The organism is Scytonema sp. HK-05, assembly GCF_963872035.1.
Lineage (GTDB): Bacteria > Cyanobacteriota > Cyanobacteriia > Cyanobacteriales > Nostocaceae > Kalymmatonema.
Genome location: NZ_CAWMYC010000035.1, coordinates 124646 through 146634, shown reverse-complemented (window position 1 = coordinate 146634; position 21989 = coordinate 124646). Strand labels below are relative to the sequence as shown.

General features: G+C 41.9%; 23 protein-coding genes and 1 pseudogene. 12 read left to right on the top strand and 12 right to left on the bottom strand.

Annotated elements, in window-relative coordinates:
* The first annotated feature begins 64 nt into the window (after positions 1-64).
* Both AACT52_RS06800 and guaA read left to right on the top strand, forming a co-directional pair.
* On the top strand, positions 65-364 hold the full coding sequence (locus AACT52_RS06800; RefSeq protein WP_073629896.1) for a DUF7734 family protein: 300 nt from the start codon (positions 65-67) through the stop codon (positions 362-364).
* A gap of 381 nt (positions 365-745) precedes the next feature.
* Complete coding sequence (gene guaA, locus AACT52_RS06795; RefSeq protein WP_073629894.1) at positions 746-2368, top strand: glutamine-hydrolyzing GMP synthase; 1623 nt, start codon at positions 746-748, stop codon at positions 2366-2368.
* A 182-nt stretch (positions 2369-2550) separates the two neighbouring features.
* On the opposite strand, the pseudogene AACT52_RS06790 reads toward guaA, so the two are convergent.
* Positions 2551-3028 (bottom strand): annotated as a pseudogene (locus AACT52_RS06790) (cation diffusion facilitator family transporter); the annotation flags it as partial.
* A 493-nt stretch (positions 3029-3521) separates the two neighbouring features.
* On the opposite strand from AACT52_RS06790, the gene AACT52_RS06785 reads away from it, so the two are divergent.
* Positions 3522-3869, top strand: coding sequence for a hypothetical protein (locus AACT52_RS06785; RefSeq protein ID WP_073629892.1), 348 nt, complete (start codon positions 3522-3524; stop codon positions 3867-3869).
* A 642-nt stretch (positions 3870-4511) separates the two neighbouring features.
* Here AACT52_RS06785 and AACT52_RS06780 read toward each other — a convergent pair.
* From AACT52_RS06780 to AACT52_RS06765, 4 genes are all read right to left on the bottom strand, one after another.
* Positions 4512-4748: a DUF4327 family protein gene (locus AACT52_RS06780; protein ID WP_017319217.1), complete on the bottom strand. Its 237-nt coding sequence runs from the start codon at positions 4746-4748 to the stop codon at positions 4512-4514.
* 334 nt (positions 4749-5082) lie between these two features.
* The gene (locus AACT52_RS06775) at positions 5083-6675 is read right to left on the bottom strand and encodes a glycoside hydrolase family 3 protein (protein WP_073629890.1); all 1593 of its coding nucleotides are present in this window, start codon (positions 6673-6675) and stop codon (positions 5083-5085) included.
* A gap of 251 nt (positions 6676-6926) precedes the next feature.
* Complete coding sequence (gene rbfA / locus AACT52_RS06770) at positions 6927-7352, bottom strand: 30S ribosome-binding factor RbfA (protein WP_073629888.1); 426 nt, start codon at positions 7350-7352, stop codon at positions 6927-6929.
* An 87-nt stretch (positions 7353-7439) separates the two neighbouring features.
* Complete coding sequence (locus AACT52_RS06765; protein ID WP_073629886.1) at positions 7440-7646, bottom strand: DUF751 family protein; 207 nt, start codon at positions 7644-7646, stop codon at positions 7440-7442.
* Between the two features lie 154 nt (positions 7647-7800).
* Between AACT52_RS06765 and AACT52_RS06760 the strand changes: the two genes are divergently transcribed.
* Positions 7801-8649 carry a DNA adenine methylase gene (locus tag AACT52_RS06760; RefSeq protein WP_073629884.1) on the top strand — a complete coding sequence of 283 codons (849 nt, stop codon included), beginning with the start codon at positions 7801-7803 and terminating at the stop codon, positions 8647-8649.
* Here AACT52_RS06760 and AACT52_RS06755 read toward each other — a convergent pair.
* On the bottom strand, positions 8643-9134 hold the full coding sequence (locus AACT52_RS06755) for a PD-(D/E)XK nuclease superfamily protein (protein ID WP_073629882.1): 492 nt from the start codon (positions 9132-9134) through the stop codon (positions 8643-8645). The two genes, AACT52_RS06760 and AACT52_RS06755, sit on opposite strands and share 7 nt — an antisense overlap.
* 674 nt (positions 9135-9808) lie before the next feature.
* Positions 9809-11029, bottom strand: coding sequence for a HetZ-related protein (locus AACT52_RS06750; protein WP_073629953.1), 1221 nt, complete (start codon positions 11027-11029; stop codon positions 9809-9811).
* Here AACT52_RS06750 and AACT52_RS06745 point away from each other — a divergent pair.
* A complete protein-coding gene (locus AACT52_RS06745) occupies positions 11028-11225 on the top strand; it encodes a hypothetical protein (protein WP_143172746.1) in 198 nt (65 codons plus the stop codon). The two genes, AACT52_RS06750 and AACT52_RS06745, sit on opposite strands and share 2 nt — an antisense overlap.
* Positions 11226-11405: 180 nt before the next feature.
* On the opposite strand, the gene AACT52_RS06740 is transcribed toward AACT52_RS06745, so the two are convergent.
* Positions 11406-12068 carry an L-threonylcarbamoyladenylate synthase gene (locus AACT52_RS06740; protein WP_073629880.1) on the bottom strand — a complete coding sequence of 221 codons (663 nt, stop codon included), beginning with the start codon at positions 12066-12068 and terminating at the stop codon, positions 11406-11408.
* Between the two features lie 118 nt (positions 12069-12186).
* On the opposite strand from AACT52_RS06740, the gene larC reads away from it, so the two are divergent.
* Both larC and AACT52_RS06730 read left to right on the top strand, forming a co-directional pair.
* Positions 12187-13527 (top strand): nickel pincer cofactor biosynthesis protein LarC, encoded by a 1341-nt coding sequence (larC, locus tag AACT52_RS06735; RefSeq protein ID WP_073629878.1) that lies wholly within the window; start codon positions 12187-12189, stop codon positions 13525-13527.
* A gap of 224 nt (positions 13528-13751) precedes the next feature.
* The gene (locus AACT52_RS06730; protein WP_073629876.1) at positions 13752-14588 is read left to right on the top strand and encodes a lecithin retinol acyltransferase family protein; all 837 of its coding nucleotides are present in this window, start codon (positions 13752-13754) and stop codon (positions 14586-14588) included.
* Positions 14589-14757: 169 nt separating this feature from the next.
* On the opposite strand, the gene AACT52_RS06725 is transcribed toward AACT52_RS06730, so the two are convergent.
* The 3 genes from AACT52_RS06725 to AACT52_RS06715 form a co-directional block, all read right to left on the bottom strand.
* Complete coding sequence (locus AACT52_RS06725; protein ID WP_073629874.1) at positions 14758-15396, bottom strand: hypothetical protein; 639 nt, start codon at positions 15394-15396, stop codon at positions 14758-14760.
* Positions 15397-15503: 107 nt separating this feature from the next.
* Positions 15504-16046 (bottom strand): DUF6658 family protein, encoded by a 543-nt coding sequence (locus AACT52_RS06720; RefSeq protein ID WP_073629872.1) that lies wholly within the window; start codon positions 16044-16046, stop codon positions 15504-15506.
* Positions 16047-16084: 38 nt separating this feature from the next.
* A complete protein-coding gene (locus tag AACT52_RS06715) occupies positions 16085-16231 on the bottom strand; it encodes a hypothetical protein (RefSeq protein ID WP_158054574.1) in 147 nt (48 codons plus the stop codon).
* Between the two features lie 496 nt (positions 16232-16727).
* On the opposite strand from AACT52_RS06715, the gene AACT52_RS06710 reads away from it, so the two are divergent.
* From AACT52_RS06710 to AACT52_RS06700, 3 genes are all read left to right on the top strand, one after another.
* Positions 16728-17645, top strand: coding sequence for a lysylphosphatidylglycerol synthase domain-containing protein (locus AACT52_RS06710; RefSeq protein ID WP_073629870.1), 918 nt, complete (start codon positions 16728-16730; stop codon positions 17643-17645).
* Between the two features lie 921 nt (positions 17646-18566).
* Entirely contained in the window at positions 18567-18779 is a 213-nt protein-coding gene (gene ndhL / locus AACT52_RS06705; protein ID WP_073629951.1) for an NAD(P)H-quinone oxidoreductase subunit L, read from the top strand.
* Between the two features lie 24 nt (positions 18780-18803).
* Positions 18804-19121 carry a DUF3007 family protein gene (locus tag AACT52_RS06700; RefSeq protein WP_073629868.1) on the top strand — a complete coding sequence of 106 codons (318 nt, stop codon included), beginning with the start codon at positions 18804-18806 and terminating at the stop codon, positions 19119-19121.
* A gap of 2 nt (positions 19122-19123) precedes the next feature.
* Here the strand turns inward: AACT52_RS06700 and AACT52_RS06695 are convergent, their stop codons facing one another.
* Complete coding sequence (locus tag AACT52_RS06695) at positions 19124-19273, bottom strand: hypothetical protein (protein ID WP_233153866.1); 150 nt, start codon at positions 19271-19273, stop codon at positions 19124-19126.
* On the opposite strand from AACT52_RS06695, the gene AACT52_RS41235 reads away from it, so the two are divergent.
* Both AACT52_RS41235 and AACT52_RS06685 read left to right on the top strand, forming a co-directional pair.
* Positions 19233-19508 carry a tryptophan synthase subunit alpha gene (locus AACT52_RS41235; protein WP_073629866.1) on the top strand — a complete coding sequence of 92 codons (276 nt, stop codon included), beginning with the start codon at positions 19233-19235 and terminating at the stop codon, positions 19506-19508. The two genes, AACT52_RS06695 and AACT52_RS41235, sit on opposite strands and share 41 nt — an antisense overlap.
* A 255-nt stretch (positions 19509-19763) precedes the next feature.
* Positions 19764-20408: a heterocyst differentiation related protein gene (locus AACT52_RS06685; protein WP_073629864.1), complete on the top strand. Its 645-nt coding sequence runs from the start codon at positions 19764-19766 to the stop codon at positions 20406-20408.
* Positions 20409-21989 lie beyond the last annotated feature (1581 nt).

Genomic DNA, 21989 nt, shown 5'->3' with positions numbered 1-21989 from the left:
CAAAGCAACGAGCAATCAGGAGCCAGCTCTGGCTCCTAGGCATTCAGTACTCAGCAGTTTTTCAATGAACAGTTCTATTAACAAGCGTTTGGAACAATATACCGCCAAACGCCCCCAAGAAGTTTTGATTGTAAGTGTGGAAATTGCGGGTGAGCAAGACGAAATTGCCATCTTTAAAGGCTTTTCCAGCTCTTTGACGCGCCCAACCGCATTTGATCCCGATGTGCCTGTGCTGCCAGATGAAGCAAAAATTATCAAAATTGACCGCGTAGCAAGTCCTTACAATCCTGAAACACCCCGTTATATTCAACAAGGACTTTCTTGGGACAATATGCAAGTCTTATTATCAGAAGTGGGAGTGTGAAAAATATCATTCTTGCTTATGCCAGTGTATCAAAAATCATATAAGTCGAGCAATAAAACATACCTGCCATTGGCTCTGTCCTATTTACTTGCGACTGCCAAATCATTGTAAAAAGTAAGACCGCTTGTACGTTAATGGCAAAATTATGTTAATTTAATATGAATAATCTTAAGAACTGAGAATCAAGCTATAATTTGTTACCAATCTAGGGTAAGTTTTTCTTTTTAATACCATTTACACATACGATGAGCTAGGCAGACGCGTTTCAGGTCGCGTTTGGTGAGGGTTTATATTACCATCACAGCTTAAAAGCGCAGAGAAATGGTATTGTTACAGACTTGCTGAGCGACGATTTTTCATTACACTCACACCTTCCCTGTCATGAATACTGCGGTGACTCTACCAACAGAACAAGCGCCTCAAAAAGAGGAATATTTGGGGCAGCTCAATCGCCAAATGATTGTAATTCTCGATTTCGGTTCTCAATATTCAGAACTGATTGCCCGCCGAATTCGTGAAACTCAGGTATATTCTGAAGTCCTTTCCTATCGCACCACAGCTGAACAATTACGTCAACTCAATCCCAAGGGGATTATCTTTTCTGGAGGTCCCAATTCAGTTTATGACGGTGGCGCTCCCCACTGTGACCCAGAAATCTGGAATTTGGGAATTCCGATTCTAGGTGTATGTTACGGTATGCAGCTGATGGTGCAACAGCTGGGCGGGGAAGTTGCAAAGGCTGACAGAGGTGAGTATGGCAAAGCGTCACTATATATAGATGATCCCACAGACTTGCTCACCAACGTTGAAGATGGCACGACGATGTGGATGAGTCACGGAGACTCAGTCACTCAGATGCCAGAAGGGTTTGAATTGCTCGCACATACAGAAAATACTCCCTGTGCAGCTATTGCTGATCACAACAAGAAACTCTACGGTGTCCAGTTCCATCCAGAAGTCGTGCATTCTCTTGGTGGTCTCGCTTTAATCCGTAACTTTGTATACCATATCTGCGAGTGTGAACCTACCTGGACGACTGCTGCTTTTGTTGAACAATCAATTCGAGAAATTCGCGCTAGAGTCGGCGATAAACGGGTGCTGTTGGCGCTTTCTGGAGGAGTCGATTCTTCAACCTTAGCATTCTTGCTGCATAAAGCAATTGGCGACCAGTTGACTTGTGTGTTTATCGACCAAGGCTTTATGCGAAAGTATGAGCCAGAGCGATTGCTCAAACTGTTCCAAGAACAGTTTCACATTCCGGTAGAGTATGTCAACGCTAGGGAACGGTTCATTTCTGCACTCTCTGGCATCACTGACCCGGAAGAAAAGCGTCGTATAATTGGACGCGAATTTATCAGTGCTTTTGAGGAAACATCTAAAAGCCTTGGACCGTTTGATTATTTAGCTCAAGGCACGCTTTATCCAGACGTTATTGAATCCGCTGATACCAACGTTGACCCGCAGACTGGGGAACGGGTAGCAGTGAAAATCAAAAGCCATCATAACGTTGGTGGATTGCCCAAAGACCTGCGATTCAAACTGGTGGAACCGTTGCGGAAACTTTTCAAGGATGAAGTTCGCAAAGTAGGGCGTTCCATTGGCTTGCCAGAAGAAATTGTCCAACGCCATCCTTTCCCTGGACCAGGTTTAGCGATTCGCATTATAGGCGAAATTACTGCTGAACGGTTAAATATTTTACGCGATGCCGATTTGATTGTGCGTCAAGAAATCAACCAACGCGGTTTATACCACGACTACTGGCAAGCATTTGCCGTGTTGTTGCCAATTCGCAGTGTCGGTGTCATGGGTGACCAACGTACCTATGCTTACCCCATCGTCTTACGGATTGTGACCAGTGAAGATGGTATGACCGCTGATTGGGCGCGTGTACCTTACGATGTCTTAGAAGTGATTTCTAATCGGATTGTAAATGAGGTGAAAGGCGTTAACCGAGTAGTATTCGATATCACCTCTAAGCCGCCTGGAACTATTGAATGGGAGTGATACATTTTATAGCGCTTCTCATTTGAATGAAATACAAATTTATCTGTGTTCATCTGTGTCCATCTGTGGTTTTTATTTCTTGGTGTATTGCACCCAATTGAGAACGGCTATAAATTACATAACCTTTGTAGAGACGCGTCAAATAACGCGTCTCTACAGATTGTCCAATCTTCTACTCACGGCTAAAAGGTAATTTGGTTGGATTGGTATGTAGGTGGTTCGACATGAATCAAAATCCTGACTGGGTTGAAGCGTTCTTCTAGTCGCCTTTCGACTTCCTCAGTGATGCGGTGTGCCGTTTCTACGTCAGGTGCATCCACTATTAAATGCATTTCGATGAAGACTTGGCGACCAAGAACACCGCGAGAGGCAATATCGTGACAGTTGACGACACCAGGAACACTAAGGGCAATATCATGAATCACTTCTGGTGCGATCGCCATCTCGTCAACCAGCCAAGGTAAATTTTCTTTTAAAACTGACCAGCCACTCCAAAATACCAACAAAGCCACTGGAAAAGCCAAAACTAAATCCAGCCACTGAACACCCAGCCACACTCTGTAAAGCATCAGCTAGCAAGCTGAGAGAACCTGTTACATTGCCTACTAGAGCTTTTAATACCATGACAAAGATGTTAAGTAGTAGGGTAATAATTAAAACCTTTCGCACTGCGGCGCGGTTATCCTGAGTCATAAAGTATTTTTAATATTAACTAGATAATTTTAAGTATAGATAAGATGTCAAAAATCTTTCTCATCCTTTTGTAATAAGGATTTTATCTCTTGATTAAATAAACATTTTACAGAGGTTGATTGAGAAGATTTTTAATTTATATTGAATATATTCCTTTTTGAATTAGCTATAGTTTTCCCTATGTAACTATATTCTTTTGCATTAAAAGTAGGAATATTTTGCTCACTTTTAGACCCCGGATTTCTCAATGGAGAAATTATTTGAAATTTATAATTTTGAATTTTCAACTCCCCCTAAGCCCAAAGGGTACCCCAGGCATACAAAGCGCCTTGCCCGTAAGCGCAAGCGCCCACTATGTGTGTCCGTCAGGACTTATGCCTTTCGTGTGCTGCAGGCTTACTTAGGGGTTGACCACCTCTTCCGGTAATATGAATTATCTAGAAGTTTTGATAAATACCTCATGCCCAATCATCTGACATTGAACCTGGTTGAAGGTTCTGTCTCTTTTAGTTTTTCTCCCGAAGCAGCACGGGAATTCAAAGCAGCACTCGATGAATTGATGCAAAGCCTCAAAGCTGTCGCCGCTAAAACCTCTGGTGGCGGTAAACCGAGTCCCCAGCGTCCAATGGAATATCGTTATACGGGAGATGTCTTTTTAGAAATTTTTTGTAATCCCAATATTTGGCCCACTCCCTTTGCTGCCAAAGTCCTGCTGACCATCCGCGATGCTACCATTCGCTTAACGACAGAAGCTGAACTAACCCGCGTCATAGAAGACATCAACCAGTATCTGGAACAAGTAGGGTAACTTACCGATACATTGGGAAAGATGCAAAATTACCGGAGCAGTTTCTAATATTGAACTGCTCCGGTATCAACACGCCGAAATATGGTATTAACACCGCTCAATAAAATCTAGAGAAATCTAAAAATATCATTCAAACGTGGCTAACCACGTTCAGGGATAAACGGCAATCTCCTTATTCCCTGGTTTTGTGACATCGGGAATTACTTTTAAGGTGTCCCCTAATTGATTTGGTTTTAAACCATCTAGGGGATAAACAAGATAAAGAACTTACGCTCCGGTTTTACGGCTGCTTTATCTTAAGTAACTCTACCGGAATTTCAGCATTGAAACCTAGATTTCTCGCTTATTTTTGAGCGACTGTTTTAAACCCTAGAGTCATTACATCGAATGTGCAACCACACTTCCAAGCATTAACCGCACAAATGGCTGCAAACCGGATGTAGCAAACGAAAGTTTCCACAAAACACTTTTGTATCGATCTAGAGATGGGATATTTGAGATTTCGGGCTGGGAAAGGCTCTTAAAAAGCAGAGATTATCCTTGAAAGCGAGCGCAGCTTGAGCGTTAAATCTCTTGTCTAATCCATTCATCCAACTATAGATTCCCACTCCAAAACCGAAAATCACGCAACAGATTAAATAATTAGTCGTTTTCCCACTCTTCGCGACCAATCAGATCGGCAATGCGATCGCGCAGCAAGAAATCACACTTTTCCAGTTCGCATTCAATGCATACCCACTCTCTAGCCGGGATATATTGGCACAAGGTATAGATTGGCTGCTGTCTGCTCACCAACCCCTTTTGCACTAGCCGCCGTGCTTCATCTTGTATCACGTCTAGAGAGTAGTAACTGATAGAAGGCACCGTATTCACACTCATGGTTTTTGCTCACAATTTAACACGTAAGTAGTGTTCCCAAAATTTAGCAGGAACGAACATTGCTAGAAATAGAAACTGTCGTCGAAGTTTTGTAGTTTTATATACGGAACTATTTTCATTTTGACGCTACATATCCTCAAATTATGTGAAGAAATATGAAGAAAATCAACAAATCCTGACATTTGCTCATATTGTATTGCATACAAACAAATAGTGGTAGTTGATTATTTTTGCTTATGTGGTTGAGAGACTTATTTGGTATCAGTCTCCGATTGGCACTCACCATTTTAGACACTGTTTTGCATGTGCAAGAAGTTTTTACCCAACCGATGAATTACATACCAAACAAGGTACGTAAAGCGCAGTCTTGTGCTGCTGGCATTTGTCCATAGGAAAATATGCCAGGAATATCCGCCTTAAGCAAGGGTATAAACTGCTGCAAAACATAAGGGCTACCGTACAATACAAAGGCTTGTAAGTCATCGGTCGTTAATAATTTCTTAAATAAATCTTCTGCTGCTTTAGTCAGTCCTGCACTTGAGCGAAAGGGATTCCCTCGGATAAACATTTGTAGCAAAGTAGGATGGTTTTGCTCTAAGTTGCTAATAGCTTGAGTATGGCAATCAATGATTTGAGTCTCATATCCCATTTGGGCGGGTAGTGTCATTGCTGGTGCCAATTTGTTCAAAAAATCACAGAGAAATAAGTCATCAACGACAATCAGGTTGCGTAGAGCTAGTGCAGACTTATTATTAAGTTTGATTGTCTTTATAAGTTTATCTAATGATAACGCAGAGCCATGAATGATTTGACTATGTTGCAAAATCTCAACAGTGGTGTTGAGAGCGTCATTTTGTGCTGTGGACTCGATAAAGTTTGTGGGACTCACTGGCTGATGAAATTTGCTTTTTGCTTGCCAAATACGCTCAACAGACTCTCGAATACGCGATCGCGAAATCCGACCACTTTCAACCGCCGTACATACACCGTTAATCGCCTCTTGGGGATCAACAGGCATCAGCAAAATATCCGCACCCGCTTCCACTGCCATCACAGGAGCAACCGAAGCCCCATAGCGGTTGGCAATAGCACCCATCACCAAGGCATCTGTGGTGATCAAGCCTGAAAATCCTAGTTTTTGGCGCAACTGCCCTGTTAAGATCTTGTGTGACAAAGTTGCTGGTAGTTCTGCATCCCAAGAAGGAATCAGTAGGTGAGCGGTCATGACTGTATCCACACCCGAGGCGATCGCACAAGCAAAAGGTGGCAATTCCACTTCTGTCAGTCTGTCTGTAGAGTGTGGGATTAGAGGCAAATCTAAATGAGAATCAACCGCTGTGTCCCCGTGTCCCGGAAAATGCTTTGCCGTTGTTAGGACAGGATGAGTTTTTGCACCACGAATAAAGGCACAAGCCAACTGACTCACTTCATCTAGCGTTTCGCCAAAAGCGCGAACATTAATAACAGGGTTATCAGGATTATTGTTCACATCCACCACGGGAGCTAGTACCCAGTTAATGCCAATCGCTAAGGCTTCTTGTGCAGTAATCGCTCCCATTTGTTGGGCATAATCCAAAGCCAACTTTTGGTCTTTGCGGAAAATAGCACTCAGTGCCATTGGTGGCGGAAACCAAGTTGCCCCTCCAAAACGCTGTCCGACGCCTTCTTCGATATCAGCGGCAATCAGTAAAGGAACTTTTGCCCAATTTTGCAATTGTTGTGTTCTGATAGCTAATTCCCCAGCACTAGCCCCCAGCAAAATCACTCCACCAACGCCCAAATCTTGCACCCAATGTTGGAGTGTTGCTGCTGGTGGTTCCCAAACAGGATATTGAATTTGGTGGTCAAATAAAAAACCAGAGGCACGAACAACGACCATCTGGGCTACTTGTTCGGCTAGGGAGAGTTTATCTATATCGGGCAGCATAAGCAATTCAAAATTCACTCATTCAAAAAGGAAAAACCTAGCATAACAACCATAAGTACCGACAGCATTTAGTGTTCCATGTCATTACAGCGCCCTTCAGAAGTAGACACCAAAGGACTAGTAAATACAAAGAGTATATTTTAACTCCCCTATCCCTAAGCCATGTATTAGGCATATTTAAACAGACGCGACATGGTCGCGTCTGTAAAATGCTTGGCTGGCGTACCTTAATTAATTGTTGTTTACGTTACTTAATCTTTTGCAGACAATTCTTCATCTTGATTGAAGCTGCCCTCATTTTCTTCTGCCAGATTTTCTGGCTGACGTTTTTGCTCAAGTTGATTTAACAGCGTTAGCACCTTGCTACCGCGTTCTATAGAACGGTCTTCAATAAATACCACCTCTGGCGTGCGACGCAGACGCACTCGTGCACCGAGTTCACTGCGGACGTAAGGAGTCGCCGACTTTAAACCAGCCATTGTTTCTGCCTTGGCTTCCTCTGTGCCATAGATGCTGACGTAGATTTTTGCGTGTTGCAAATCTCCAGACACATCAACGTCAGTAACGCTTACCATTCCTGTCCCCACACGGTCATCCTTGATGCCATTGAGTAACAGTTGGCTAACTTCCCGTTTTATTAATTCAGCAACGCGGGAAACGCGGCGATCTGTAGCCATAAAAATTTGCCTCCTCACAGAGGATTTACTACACACTACATAAATACGACTTTGTGAGAGGAGTCTACCTCCCACTACAGTCATAGTCTAAATTGTACTCAAGCCAAGCATTGCACGCAGGGTGAGACCTATGAAGACGAGAGCACCTGCAAAGAAGCCCAAGACAGCTATTGAGGTGACTGGGCGTTTGAAAAGCGGTGCCAAGGGCGCAAAAGCATTTAAGAACACGCCTAAGAGGGTTGTAATGAAGTAGCGGAAGTAGCGAACAACGTTCTCCCAAAATCCGTCAAACATCTAGATTTAGACCACCTTGTTATATACGATACGTTTGTTTTGATGGCTTTGTTTCTTTAAATTGTAATCTATACATTAAACAATTGATAATTTAATATAATATATAATTGGCTCATAATATATGGCTAAAATTAATTAGTTAAGTTTCCGTTAAATGTTAAGTGAAATTTCTAAACACAATTTTCCACGTCCCTTTTTAAAATGGGCTGGAGGTAAAAGCAGAACCATACAGCAATATATTCCCTATTTTCCCAATCATTTCAAATCTTATTACGAACCATTTCTAGGTGGCGGTGCTATTTTTTTCTATTTGCAGTATCATCAACAAAGCAAAGCTATTTTGACTGATGTCAACGCCGAATTAATTAATACTTATTTATGTGTCAGAAATAAAGTTGATGAATTAATCAGCCTTCTAAAAGAGCATGAACGTCAACACAATCAAAATAAAAAAGAGCATTACTACAGTGTACGAGCTAACTCTGAAGGGACTGATTTACAACAAGCTGCTCGTCTGATTTATCTTAATAAAACCTGTTTTAATGGACTTTATCGGGTAAACTCCCAAGGGAAATTCAATGTGCCATTGGGTAAATACGAAAATCCTAAGATTTGCCAAGAGGATTTACTGTATGCAGCATCGAAAGCATTGCAATGGGCTGATATTCAAGCTTGCGATTTTGCAGATGTGGTAAAGTATGCAAACACCGATGATTTTGTCTTCTTCGACCCTCCTTACTATCCCATTAGTAGCACGAGTTATTTCACAGCTTACAGTCGTTATTCTTTTAATGAAAAAGACCAAGAACGTTTAAGAGATACTTGTGCAGAACTAGCAAGCCGTGGTGTCAAAGTCATGGTATGTAACTCTGACTGTGAATTTATTAGAAAGATTTACACAGAGATAAATTTTAAGATCTATTTAATAGAAGCAGCACGTTGTATCAACTCTAATATCAAGAAGCGAGGAATGATTTACGAGTTATTAATCACATCTTACTGAAGATGTTTATTTGCCCAAGCAATAAATCTGTCTAAGGTATGAACTGCTAATAAATTGTGATTGTCAGTGACTCTTTGTTTGAGCCAGTCAATTGCTCCTTCCCTCATTCCTTCTCCACCTATTACGACAATAGTCGGTGCATGGTAAGAGTGCTGAATGTTTAAGTTCAGGTAAGGAAATTTTTCATCAACCGAACCACTACTTTCCTGCCATTTACATTCAATAATTAAGCCAGATGGCATAGCAGGTAATCCAACAAGATAAAAGTCTACATAAACGTCAGTTTGATAAATTCCAGTTCCTATGTAAACTTGCTTGGCATAGCGTTTTGGTAAAAGAATAGAATTTAAAAGAAAATCTTTTTGCAGTTTCTTAGAGCCATAGGAACATACTTGGAAATAACCATGTGCCCTTAATGTCGTTTCTACATGATTTTCTAAAATCTCACCAGACTTATTTGCCCTTGCGCCTTGAGTCCTAGTCATATTGAGTCCTTGTACCAATAGCCCCTAGATTCTAGGATTCCACGGAAGCAGTGGAAAATGATCGGTTACTTAACATCAATTTTCGATTTAGGACGCTGATATGTAGAAAGTTTCCCTAACTAGTACAGACGTATTTAATACAATTGTATTAAAGCATTGCGGTTTTTCTTTATGTCGAATACACCAAATTATAGGGGCAAACAGCCGTTTGCCTATACATATCTATCGTATTTAATCGAAAACCGCTATAAATTGTATTGCGGCTCACCTCTTCCAACATATTTGAAAGTAGAAGTTAATTAAGTGTAGTTCCTAGCTTAAGGAACACTGCACAAATAACTTACCTTTTTTAATCGCTGAAGTCCTGTAAATCAAGACTTACATTTCTTAAAACAGGTAAGTTATTTCTCGGCGGCTCCTAAGATTCATTCACTTTTTCCTGCAACATTTGATAACTCTTCAACCCTGGTATTCCTCGTTTGTCTCCCCCATCATCCTCCTCTATCCTCCACAGGCGGAGGGAAGAGAAGGAAAAAAGTTTTTTAGGGAGGAGAAAAGTAGATTTCTTAGTTGTAATAAGTAAGAAATAATTTATCTTTAACATTTAAACAAACAGGATAAAGTCTGGAAACTAGACAACGTTGCTTTCTTTATTGATACAAGTTACCAAGACTTTAGCCTATCTGAATTTCAGTGTTACTGTTCCGGATTGCCCATGCCATTTCTAACATTTGAGTCCAGCGCTTTTGGAGTTGTTTAGGAGTGCATTTGATTGTTTTGGCTATTGCTTGATCGCTGTATTTTGCAGTTTTGAGTTGCAAGATTTGCTGCTGCTGTTCAGAAAGTTGGCTCAAAAATTTTTCCCACTGTTGAGAGGATAAACCCAACTTATGTTCTAAACCTGCACCCAACCATTGATGTACTAACTGCCAGTGGTGTTGCTTGGCGAACTTTTCTACATGATATTTAAAACGCTGTTGCAGATAATCGCGCTGGCGGCTAGTTAAACCCAAAATTTGGTCGATTTCTGGTGCTGAGAAATCTTGGAGTTTTAATGATAGATAGTCTACGCAGTCAGATTGACCTTGACCTTCTAGATATTTTACTAGTTCTGAAACGACGCGATCGCGCTCGGACTCTTCAGCAGGATCGAATTTAGGTTGTGCAACCATTTGAGAGCGAACCTGTTGAACTGCTGAGTTGCGCTGATAAGATTCTGCTTCTTCGCTCTTGGCGGACTCAACAGCGCTTTCGATATCTACAGTTGTTTCCTGAGGCAAACGACGGGCAAAACCTTGGGCACGCAATATAACTAACTGCTGGTTATTACCGCCAGGTAAATTGATGCGGCGCTTAGCATACTGCTCTGTAAACCCCATGTATTCTGCCAGTTCCAATTGAGTACGCGGGGTGTAATCCTCAGGTAGTTCGTTTTCCCGCCGGAAAGCCTTGATAGCTTCCAGATAAAATGCCTGTAGAAAATCTTCAATCAGGTTGTAACGAGCCTCAAACCCTAACTCGGACTTTGATGTCGTAATGTGTCGGTAAACCATTGCGCCCAGTTGGCTATGTAATTCTACGCGACCTTTTTTTGAACCCAATTGATAGTAACGCAGGCATTTTTGTAAACGATGCCTTGCCAAAGTCACCAGCCAAGACTTAATTTCTCCTGAGGTTTGGATACGGGAGCTTTTGTTGCAGATGCGTTCCACTTCTTTAGCTATGCGCTTTGCTACAGCTTGCACGCACCTAGGTGCTGTTTTTACCTGAAGTTGCATTTCCTTACACAGCAGTTGCACTAGAGCATCAGCATCTACCTGAACTGGCTGTTCAGTCGAAACGTGGCGGTTTAAAGAGGGTGTAGACGTGGCTAGATTGGCGAGGTTTGCTTTCATGACTTTTCTACAAGTGGTATTGCACCGTAACGACAATGCACAAGACAGCACTGCCAAGGCATACGCCAGTAGGCGAATCTCTTCGATGATTTTCATCCATCAAGAGTCGCCCTCAGCACTGCTCACACATATGACTGTAAAAGATCCGAAAAAGTTACAGTGTTGGCAGTGTGTCGGTTTTTTCACAAGCCACTAAAAAGTAACTTGCACACGGAGATCCGCCATGACGCAAAAGTACTCCAAATCCTTACTGCTCCTAGGTTTATCGCAATTTAAGTCATACCTCCTGCCAATGTAGTAGGTATGACAATCTGAAAACTGGAGCCAGTGGCTTTCTTTTTGCGAAATTGACAGATGAGCGTGTGTAGTTTAATATTTATACCCATGCTGCTGCTTTTTCCCAGCCTAAACCCTGCCGCACAATAATTGGTCTTTCTCCTGTTAAGTCCAAAATGGTAGAAACTTCATACTTCGGTTCCTCACCAGTGTCCACAATTACATCTACCAATTTGTCCAAACGGTCAAATAGCTCTACTCGCGATAAGTAAGGTTGTGGTTGTATCCCATTGGAATCATCATCTATTTCATCATCCGGTGGTAAATGTGCCGAAGTCGAAATAATCGGATTTGCCAGCGCTGACAATAAAGCTTTACACACGGTATGATTTGGTACTCTAATTCCAGTCGTTTTCCGCTTGGGATTTTGCACCAGTCGTGGCACCAACTTGGTAGCAGGTAGCAAAAACGTATACGGTCCTGGAATGAGGCTTTTCATCATCCGATAAGCTGTATCACTTACATAAGCATAAGTCGTTACATTAGAAAGCGAGGGACATAAAAATGTCAGTGGTTTATCATTTGCCAACTGTTTAATTTGCCGCACTCGCTCTACTGCTGATTTAGCATTTAAATCACAACCAATAGCATAAACTGTATCCGTAGGGTAAAGCATCACTGCGCCACGTTGCAGTGCTGCTTGTATTTCCTCTATACGTCGGACTTGGGGATTATCAGGATGGACTTGGAAAATTTTTGCCATAAAAGTGGGAGAGGAGGTTAGTGGTTAGTGGTACTTTTTGACAACAAACGAATGTACAGACGCTTTCATTCAGCACGTTTCTACAATTAACAACTAACAACTAACTACTGACTAAATTATGACTAAATTTGCTTATCTTCAATGTCCGACAGGTATTTCCGGTGATATGTGTCTGGGAGCCGTGGTTAGTCTAGGTGTTCCCTTAGAATATTTAACAGAAAAACTGAACTCCTTAGGGATTGAGCATGAGTATCAATTGAGAGCAGAACTTGTTCATCGTAATGGTCAACAGGCTACTAAAGTTTATGTGGACTTAGTAAACGTGAATCATCACGAGGATCACGAACACAGTCACCATCACGGACGCCACTTGCCAGAAATCGAGCAGATGATTCTCAAAGCTGGGTTGCCATCACGAGCAGAAGCTTGGAGTTTGGCAGTATTTCGGCAACTAGCAGTAGCAGAAGGGGCAGTACACGGTGTAGCACCAGAAAAAGTTCATTTTCATGAAGTCGGTGCTGTTGATGCAATTGTAGATATTGTTGGCACTTGTTTGGGTTTAGATTGGTTGGGTATCGAGAGTAATGATAAAGGATTACCTTTACTGTACTGCTCACCGTTACCAACTGGTGGGGGAACAGTGCGGGCGGCGCACGGTCAGATGGCAGTACCAGTACCAGCAGTCTTGAAGTTATGGGAAATGCGGGCTTGTCCAGTATATAGTAACGGTATTGAACGCGAAATGGTGACACCAACCGGAGCTGCGATCGCCACAACCCTTGCTGTAGACTTTGGTTCTCCACTGCCAATGACCATTAAACAAGTAGGACTGGGTGCCGGTTCAATTCATCTACCACTTCCCAATATTCTGCGCTTGTGGCTAGGTGAAGCAACAAATTTAACAGATAAATTAACTGTCGGTTTTACAGATAAATCTGCTACAACATTCGTTGCCAGTGATACTAGCCCTTTGGAAACTATCTCAGTTTTAGAAACCCAAATTGATGACTTGAGTCCGCAGGCAATAGGTTATGTGTTTGAAGCATTATTTGCCGCTGGTGCTTTGGATGTGTTCACTCAATCTGTAGGTATGAAAAAATGCCGTCCGGGAATTCTGCTGACAGTCATTTGTCATCCAGAAAATCTACATAACTGTGAAGCAGTTTTATTTCGTGAAACCACCACTTTGGGAATTCGTCGTTCAACTCAGCAACGCGCTATTCTTCAACGGGAAATTCAACAAGTAGAAACTGAATATGGTGTTGTGCGCGTCAAGGTAGCTTGGACGGAATCAGGAAACGAAAAAGTGATAGCTAACGTGCAACCAGAATACGAAGACTGTGCAGAACTGGCGCGAAAACATAATATTCCTTGGCGAGAAATTCAGCGGCTAGCACTACAGAATTGGTACGCGCAAAAAACATACAACTCCATCCCTAACCAAATACAATTCAGTTGAGGGTTAGTTGTGACAATTTCATAGCTGTAGAGACGTTGCACTGCAACGTCTCTACTTTCAATTGCCTGACAGGTTTCCTGACTTTACCCCCCAGCAAAAATACTTAACTAGTTCCGAAAGTTAATGTATTTTTTGTAGCAATTTTATACTATTCTTTAAAGCTTCTTTACCAATTTCTTTTTGAAAAAGAAGATATTTGGACAAGGAATATTTGAGAAACAGTTATGACAAGAGGCGACCACATTTACGTTAACTGCGGTGCTTTTACCCATCACGGTATCGATTGTGGTGATGGTACAGTTATACATTACACAAAGACAGAAGAGTACAAATGCATTATTAGCAGTACCTCATGGGATTCCTTTGTATTAGGAAGAAGCGTAAGGGTGATGGAGTACGGTATGTGTGATGCACCAGAGGTTGTCATTCAACGCGCTCAAAGCAGATTAAAGGAAAATGTTTACAACCTGTTTGGTAATAATTGTGAACACTTTGCCAGATGGTGCAAGACTGGTATCCACATGAGTGAGCAAGTTGATCGTGCAGAAGCTTACGCTGGAGGTGCAGCAGGAAGTACGGGTACAGCAATGGCAATAGCTGCCGTTGGTGCTGCTACAGTGCCAGCAGGAGTCGCAATTACCAGCGGTGCTGGAATTATGTCAGGTTTGGCTACAGTAGGTGCAGCTGTTGGTGGTGGTGCTTTAGCAGGTATTGGTGTAATTGGCGCGGCACCCGCCGTTGCCGCCACAATGGGTATGAATCAACTATTAAGAGATGATAAATATTTAACTGACGATGAACGTATGGCTCGTGAAATGGGAAGGAACGCAACAACAGCTGGTGCTGTTGCTGGCACTGCGGGAGTCGTTGGAGCAGTTGCAGCAGCTGGAAGTGTTGCTGGTGTGAGTGCTGCTGGAATCACCTCTGGATTAGCTGCAATTGGTGGTGTAGTTGGAGGTGGTATGGCAGCAGGTGTAGTTATTGCCGCCGCCGCTCCAGTAGCAGCAGCAGCAGGATTAGGGCTTGGTGTTTACCACTTATGCAGATGGCTATCAGAATAACAAACCACCATGTTTAAATATTTGTAATGCAAGTTGCTCATTGAGGCCTAAGCCCGCTGTACAAGCGGGGAAGCACAAACCGATAACTCAAAAGCCCGCGTAGGCGGGCTTAGTTCGTATAGCCCCAGACTTCTAGTCTGGCGGCGCATAAAGGTAGATTGATTATTAACTAATCAACACCATCTTTGATGGCACTACCAACCTTATCAGCAGTGCGCTGAGCATTGAACTTTGCATCGTCCGCTGCACCCTGAGCATTTCTTGCCGCGCCCTTAGCAGCATCGCTGGTGTTGTCTTTGATATTTTCAATGCCTTTGCTGGTTCCCCGTGCAAAATCAGTCGCGCTGCTCTTGGCTTTGTCTGCTGTTTCTTGAGCATTTTGCTGCAGATTCTTGCCTATTTGTTCAACGTTGTCCCCTTTCTTATCCAGGATGCGGCGGGTGGTTTCTCCGATGTTGGCTGTTTCGTCAATGACGTTTTGTTCAGCATTTTGCTTCAGAGCCTCAGCTTTGGCTTTTACCTGGGCTCCCTGTCTTCTGGGGTCTACATCACTGAAATTGTTCATCCCACCTTCGTTGGGAGAAAGGATGTTATCACCTTTGGGAACATACAGTTCAGAATTAGGGGCTGCATGTTGCTCCTCTCCTATAGTTTGACGAGGTATAGTTTGACGAGGTGCAGTTTGACTAGGCGTTGTTGCAGCTACAGAATTGCAAGCTTGTGTAAAAAACAGGATCATTCCTGCCATAAAAGCTGTTAAAACTTTGAGCGGGCGGATGTTTTTTAACAAAGCAATGGCTTTTTTCACAGTGCGACTCCTTGTGTTTGTATGACAAAGTCAAACGTTAACCAAGAACTAACTTGGTATTTTTGTGTCTTGGATTTACTTCAAATCCGGAATCCAAAAAACAGTTTCTATTTACCCACGGCTGGATTCTTTTGCAATTCTGGTCTTGCAGATGCTTCTTCTGCCTTATCTTTCAAAAACCCTGAAGCATCCTGAAATGCTTTCCCAACAGTTTCAAGTCTGTCTTGAATTCGTTCGCCAACATCTCCCTCACGCTGAATTAAACCACCCGGTTCCGGCTTCTCTATGTTTTTCTCAGTTTTGATGGGCAATTCTGATTCTACGTATGCTCTGCCTTCTGGTGTTTCAGCGCCAGGGTAAAGTTTCCCTTCTTTATTAACAGCTGTGGCTACTAGTAATTGTGGATCTAGCAGTAAGCTAGTTTGGTCGAGTCCAGACTTGGACATCTTCTCGTTTGTATACTTGTCCCCACCACCTTTATAGGGATTATTTGCACCGCCAGCTTGCACAGCAGGATTATTTGGATTTGCACCTTGAGTATTAGCTGCATTACCACAAGCCGTGCTTACTATCAACAATAGCCCAGCGAAAAATACAGTCAGAAATTGACGTAGACGCAGTTTTTTTATAAAAGAAGTTAAACTGTTCACCGATTCCTCCTAATCAACAACAAACAAGAAAAATATTTTCAACAAGCAAAATTCTCGCTTAACAGCTTTGTATGGTTCTGTTTACCAGCTAAGGCATCATCATACTTTTGCTTGCTTGAATTTTCTAATATTTGACCAACAATTCCTAAGACTACAAAGCCAAGAGCAAACAATGCCTCTAGCAAAGGTCACATTTTGATTAGCAGTTTTTGACTGTTACTATCTAACTTTAGAGAGATATAAGTTACTATAATTAACTTTTAATTTACTTAAGTCGATTCTGCTTGCTTTAAGTAGTATATGAATATTTAGTTATTAATTTATGCTAACGCAATTAACTTGTTAAAAAATAATAATCTTACCATTTTAATACTTTTGACTATATTTATTTAAGCTAATTTTTAGAAGATAAAATAAATGCCAAATTATACACTCATACACTACCTTGTATATTTACAAAACTTAAAAAATAGAGAAAAAACTTATTAGTAAATATAACTTTTTAATTGATGCAAAAATTTAACTGTTCATACTTAATGATGGTGTTCAGTCAAAACAGATACAGAAATGGAACTCTTGCTTAGTAATTTTTGCCGAAGATATTGGAGTATAAGGCTGATGTACTCTATGATTTGATGTATTTAGTTATTCAGCAAATTTATAAGTGAAATCACTAAAAAGATGAAGAAAATTTTACGGTGGGTAATTTTAGGTGGGACGTTGTTTTTTTTGGCAAAAGCCCTTAAGGATAACTGGCAAGAAGTGACTACCATCCATATTGATGCAGTAGGATGGGCAATTCTTTTGATCGCCACAGGTATCACTTTACTCGCACACACTTGGGCAGGTTGGGTATGGACTTGGGTTCTCAAAGAATTAAATCAACCTGTTAACTCTTCAGAATTTATTCAAGTTTACCTAAAAACAAATATTGCCAAGTATATACCTGGTAATATTTGGCATTACTACGGAAGAATTGTGGCTGCAAAAAATGCAAATGTTTCTACTGGCGCAGCGACTCTCAGTGTATTGCTAGAACCTCTACTGATGGCAGCAGCTGCTTTAATTATTGTCCTAGTCGGCAGCCAATTTATGGCTGAGAAAACCACCATCATCCTGCTCATAGTACAACTACTGGGTTTGCTCGGAGTGCTATGTGTTCTCCATCCCAAGTTTTTGAATAGAGCAACTCGCCTACTGGGGCGCATAAAGGCAAAAAAGTCTACGAACGATACTCCGCAAGCAGTTCCCTTAAGTCTTGAACAATATCCTCTGCGACCTTTACTAGGAGAATTAGGCTTTTTGGGACTGCGCAGTACAGGGTTTATGTTAACTTTGTTTGCCTTGAGTCCTTTGAACTTGAGTCAAATTCCTTTATTGCTTGGTGCTTTTAGTTTCGCGTGGTTGCTGGGGTTAGTGGTTCCAGGCGCACCTGGTGGCTTGGGTGTGTTTGAAGCCACTGCGATCGCACTCTTACAGCAGCACTTTCCTACTGCAGTGGTGATCAGTGCAACTGGTCTGTATCGTCTGGTGAGCATTCTCGCTGAAACTACTGGTGCTGGCTTAGCTTGGCTCGACGAACGGCGTCTTCAGTCCTAACCTTTAAGAAACCAGCACCATTTTCTTCTTAAATTCCTTTTGAATTCTGAATGCGTGAATGCGTGAATTTTTTTAGTGGGGGTGGAGGGACTTGAACCCTCACGACCTTTTACGGTCAACGGATTTTCATTCTCCCGCAGCTTTCACTACTGCCTTACAGGTTAATTTACCCAATCAGGCTTTGAGAATTGGACCCTCCCTTTACCCTCGACTTTACGTTAGGGTAGCTCCCGTCGGGCCTCTGCACCTTCCTTAAAAAGAGTCAAGATTGAGAAGAGTCAAGAAAGAATAAAACTTTCTATCTTTTATCTTCTGTCTTCTATCTTTCTTTTTTCGGCTTGGCTCAGGATTGCCATGTCTGTTACCAGATTTAGGTTTCCCTGAGTTTGAGAGCGGTCACTTGGCGGATTTCTCCATCAAGGCTCAGTTATCTAAGTCCGTAGCGTCTACCATTCCGCCACACCCCCTAACTTATTTAGGAGTCACTTGTTTTGTGGAGGTAACAAATAACCTCCTCATCTATTCCAGCATTAAATGTGTTTTTTGTCCAATTTTGCACTTTTTGCTGGAAAATTTGAGATTCTTGAGATGAAACTGCGCTTTTAGCTTTCACGGACACTTTGCTGAATTCGGGGAATGCCCCTAACCAAGTGTCCTGCCTGACTTGCGTCTTACATTTTTTTTGTCGCACCTTTACAGATGCTTACTCAAGCACTCATTTCTTGTGTTTTGTAGCACTGGTTGTTTATTATAGCATCATATTTAGAAAATACAGCCAAAAATATAAGGCAGGTGAAGCAATTTTTTCTATGTTTATTATTTAATCTTCATGGGGGCAATAACGCTTTCAAGAGCCTAGGCATTCAGCCTATGATGGGAAACAGCACCAACAGGTCTTTTCTACTTAAGAACCAAGAAATTATGGTTGTAGCGCTACTGTATCTGAGTTTGGCTGGAGCTTATCTTCTGGTGGTACCAGCCGCCGTCCTGTTTTACTTAAACCTACGCTGGTATGTGGCTAGCTCTGTGGAACGTGCCTTTATGTACTTTTTGGTATTCTTCTTTTTTCCGGGTTTGTTGCTCCTATCGCCGTTTGTGAACTTGCGGCCCAGACGGCGACAAATTGAAGTCTAACGAAATTGGTAGGTCATAACTCTCATGCGACGCATTGACGCTATCGGAATTGGCTTGGGAATTTTTGTTGCCGGCGGCTCGGCATATGTCTTACTGCGACTAGTAGGCGTAGATAACTTGGAAGCTGGTACTTGGAGCCAAGTTTTATTATTTGTTGGGTTGATTGGCTGGTTGCTAAGCTATGGTTTCCGTGCAGTGGGAAAAAAAATGACCTACCACAAACAACGCGAACAATATGAGCAAGCCTACTTCCAGAAGCGCTTGGAAGAGCTCACTCCCGAAGAACTCGCGAAAATTCAAGCCGAAATAGAACAAGCTCGTCGAGTAGGGAATAAGGAGTAGGGTTAGTCAACAGCAGCACCTTCTCCAACCCTTAACAACGTTGGAGAAGGTGCTGGAAATGGTGCAAGCGACGACTCGCAGTTTGCGATCGCTGCTACGCCGGGCACGGGAGTGCGATCGCTTTCAAACAAGCGCAAGTACCAGATTTTCAAAAACCACATTCGTGGTCTTACTGTTAAGCCGATTGGTGTAGGCTTTGGTATTTCCCAACCAGAACAAGCCCGTCAGGTAGGAGGTTGGAGAGCAGATGCAGTTATAGTAGGCAGTGCTTTTGTCAAACGTTTAGCAATCATACACACCCCAACACGGACCAAATCCCATCTGTTGAATTTTGTCAAAGTCTCAAGCAGCCATGACTACAACTTAAATATAAGCCTAATTACTTAGCTTGCTCCATCAAAGGAGGTAGATTAAGAAACTGTAACACCGAAGTTTTCTTACCTTACTTGGTAGACAATTTAACCAATATCGTCTTGAATATATAAAGCACATATCTAGCGGTAAAAAACTGCCTTATACCGCCACTAAACGTTTAGGTATTATGTGAAAACAAGTAGGTCATAAATTTTATGATTTTTATGAGTGTGAGAGAGTGTCAGGCAGCAAGAGCTGTAGTTTCGTCGCATTTTAGGGGAAAAGGCGATGAGTGAGAGCATGGCATTTATAGGTGGAGTTGCCGTAGCTGGACTGGCGGCTCTGGTGTTACTTAAGGGGGCAGGAGGGAGTTCCCTACAACCTAACTATACAGTTACCTCACAATTACCAACGACTGTGGTAGCGCCTCCAGCAGTGATGCCGCCAACTGCGACTTATCCTGGGCAACCATATCCTAATCCAGCGCCAGTCAGCCCAAATACTGAAGAGCGCGTGCAAATGGAACGCTTCAGATTGGAAAATGAGGGACTTAAGAACGAAAACAATAATCTCAAAACTCAAGTCCAACAACTCCAGTCCCAACTTCAGCAAGTTTACAACTACCAAGTTCAATTAAATCAGCAGCAGAACCAAAATGCAGCTCAGTTGCAGCAGCAGTCTGAAAATCGCTGGTGGTCTTCTCCCGTTGTTTGGGCGGTGGGAGGCATAACTCTGACGATAGGCGGTGGCATTGTGGTCGCTGGTGTCTTGGCTTTGTTTTCACCAAAAGACCGTCCCACTCGTACTGTACAAGTTATTCATCCCTATAACGGTCCTACTCCGCCCTTGGCTCCCGTACGTCGCGCTGAGTTTCTGCCTCCTCGTAGTGAAGTCAGACGAGTTGAAGCACCAGAATACGACGATACGTATTAAAAGTGTCAACATTTAACAGTTAACACGCTCTGAACAAACAGCTATTGATTCTAGGCTATTGACAAGCCTATAAAATTGTGCTTTTTTTACAAGCGCAATGTGAATTGAAGCGCTGTTATTCTGGAATTATCAAGGTGATATCTGCCACGATAATATTTTGTATTTTTAAAGCAAGTGTGGCTCTTGATTCCAGAAAAAGTAAAATGTTTTCTCTTGCGTGTCAAGCGTTATTAGATGTCATATTTATACAAAAAAGTCAAGATACTTGGACAAAGCTTAGCACCAGTTGCTGTGTAACCAGTTTCTGCTTCAAATTGCAACGAGATAACAGACATATAAATCAGAAATGTCTATGAAAACAACAAAGATTAACAAGTGATTTCTTTATAAGTTTTATGTTTTTCTGTAAAGACCCGGATACGGAAAAGACCGAAAATAAATTCTTATATCCTTGATTGCTTCGGGCGAAGCTTTTAGAGAAAGCCGCGCCTTGCGGGATGGGACGGGAGTGTCCGCGCCTTGGCGATTGCGCAAAGCGCAGTGGCAGAGCCAATCGCTAGATAATATTATTAATGTGTTGCCTAAAAATGAAGATTCGGTTAAACAAACTGGTGCATCGTTTCCCGTTTACTGTATTATTCTTCTAAAACGTATTTATTCACTGAGAAATCTAATGATTCTCTTGTGCATGAATTAGGTTTATGCTGGGCTTTACCAGTCACCTAATTCATGCTGCTTTGAGTTGCCCATTCTTCTAGGATTTAGTTTTTTGAAGATATATTTGGGCAGATTGTTGACATCTGGCTAGGACAGCAGAAAATAGCACTCTTTGTGCGGGTTGTTTTCGTGTTTTTCACGCAATTCCTGGACAAATAGTTCTATCATATCTGCGTGAATAGATCTCACGGGGATCATCAATAGTGTTCATCTGCTAAACCCCATAAAGCCAGAAGCTTGTGTATTCGCACAGGGAAATGTTGCACAATAATGTTGCATAATTATGCTCTGGTAGTAAAAAATTCAATATTTTGCAAAGCATAATCATGAAAAAAATGCAATGGTATCAACAGCAGGTCAATAGCCAGCCTCTTGTCTTACAAAAGCAAAAGATAAGGCGTAAATCTCTCAAGAGATTAACAAGCTGCTTTCAGCAAAATGTGAGCAAATACGGAAGAAAATAGTCATCTACGTGCGGTTTTGCTTAGTCATTTTGATGTACTTGTTGGCGTGACACTGTAATACCTGCATAAACCAGATTTCATAGGGTCATCTGTGGTGTTGTTTTGAAACAAGCCCCAATATTCTGTAATGAAATCCTGATTTCGAGGTATGTATATATCTTTTAAAACGAAAACTGCAATTGCTGTGATAGCAAAAGTTAGTTTGGTGATCATTGACATTTTTTTGAAATATGCTCCTTTCAGAAAATATATATTTAAAGATTTTGTGAAAAGAATCGTGAAGAAACAGCAATTGTACGGAAGTACAGATAACCTTGGTGGCTTTTACTGATACGATGCTTTGGGAGCAAGGAAATTTGAAAGTTACAGGAAAAATAACAGACTTGTCGCTTAAGAACCT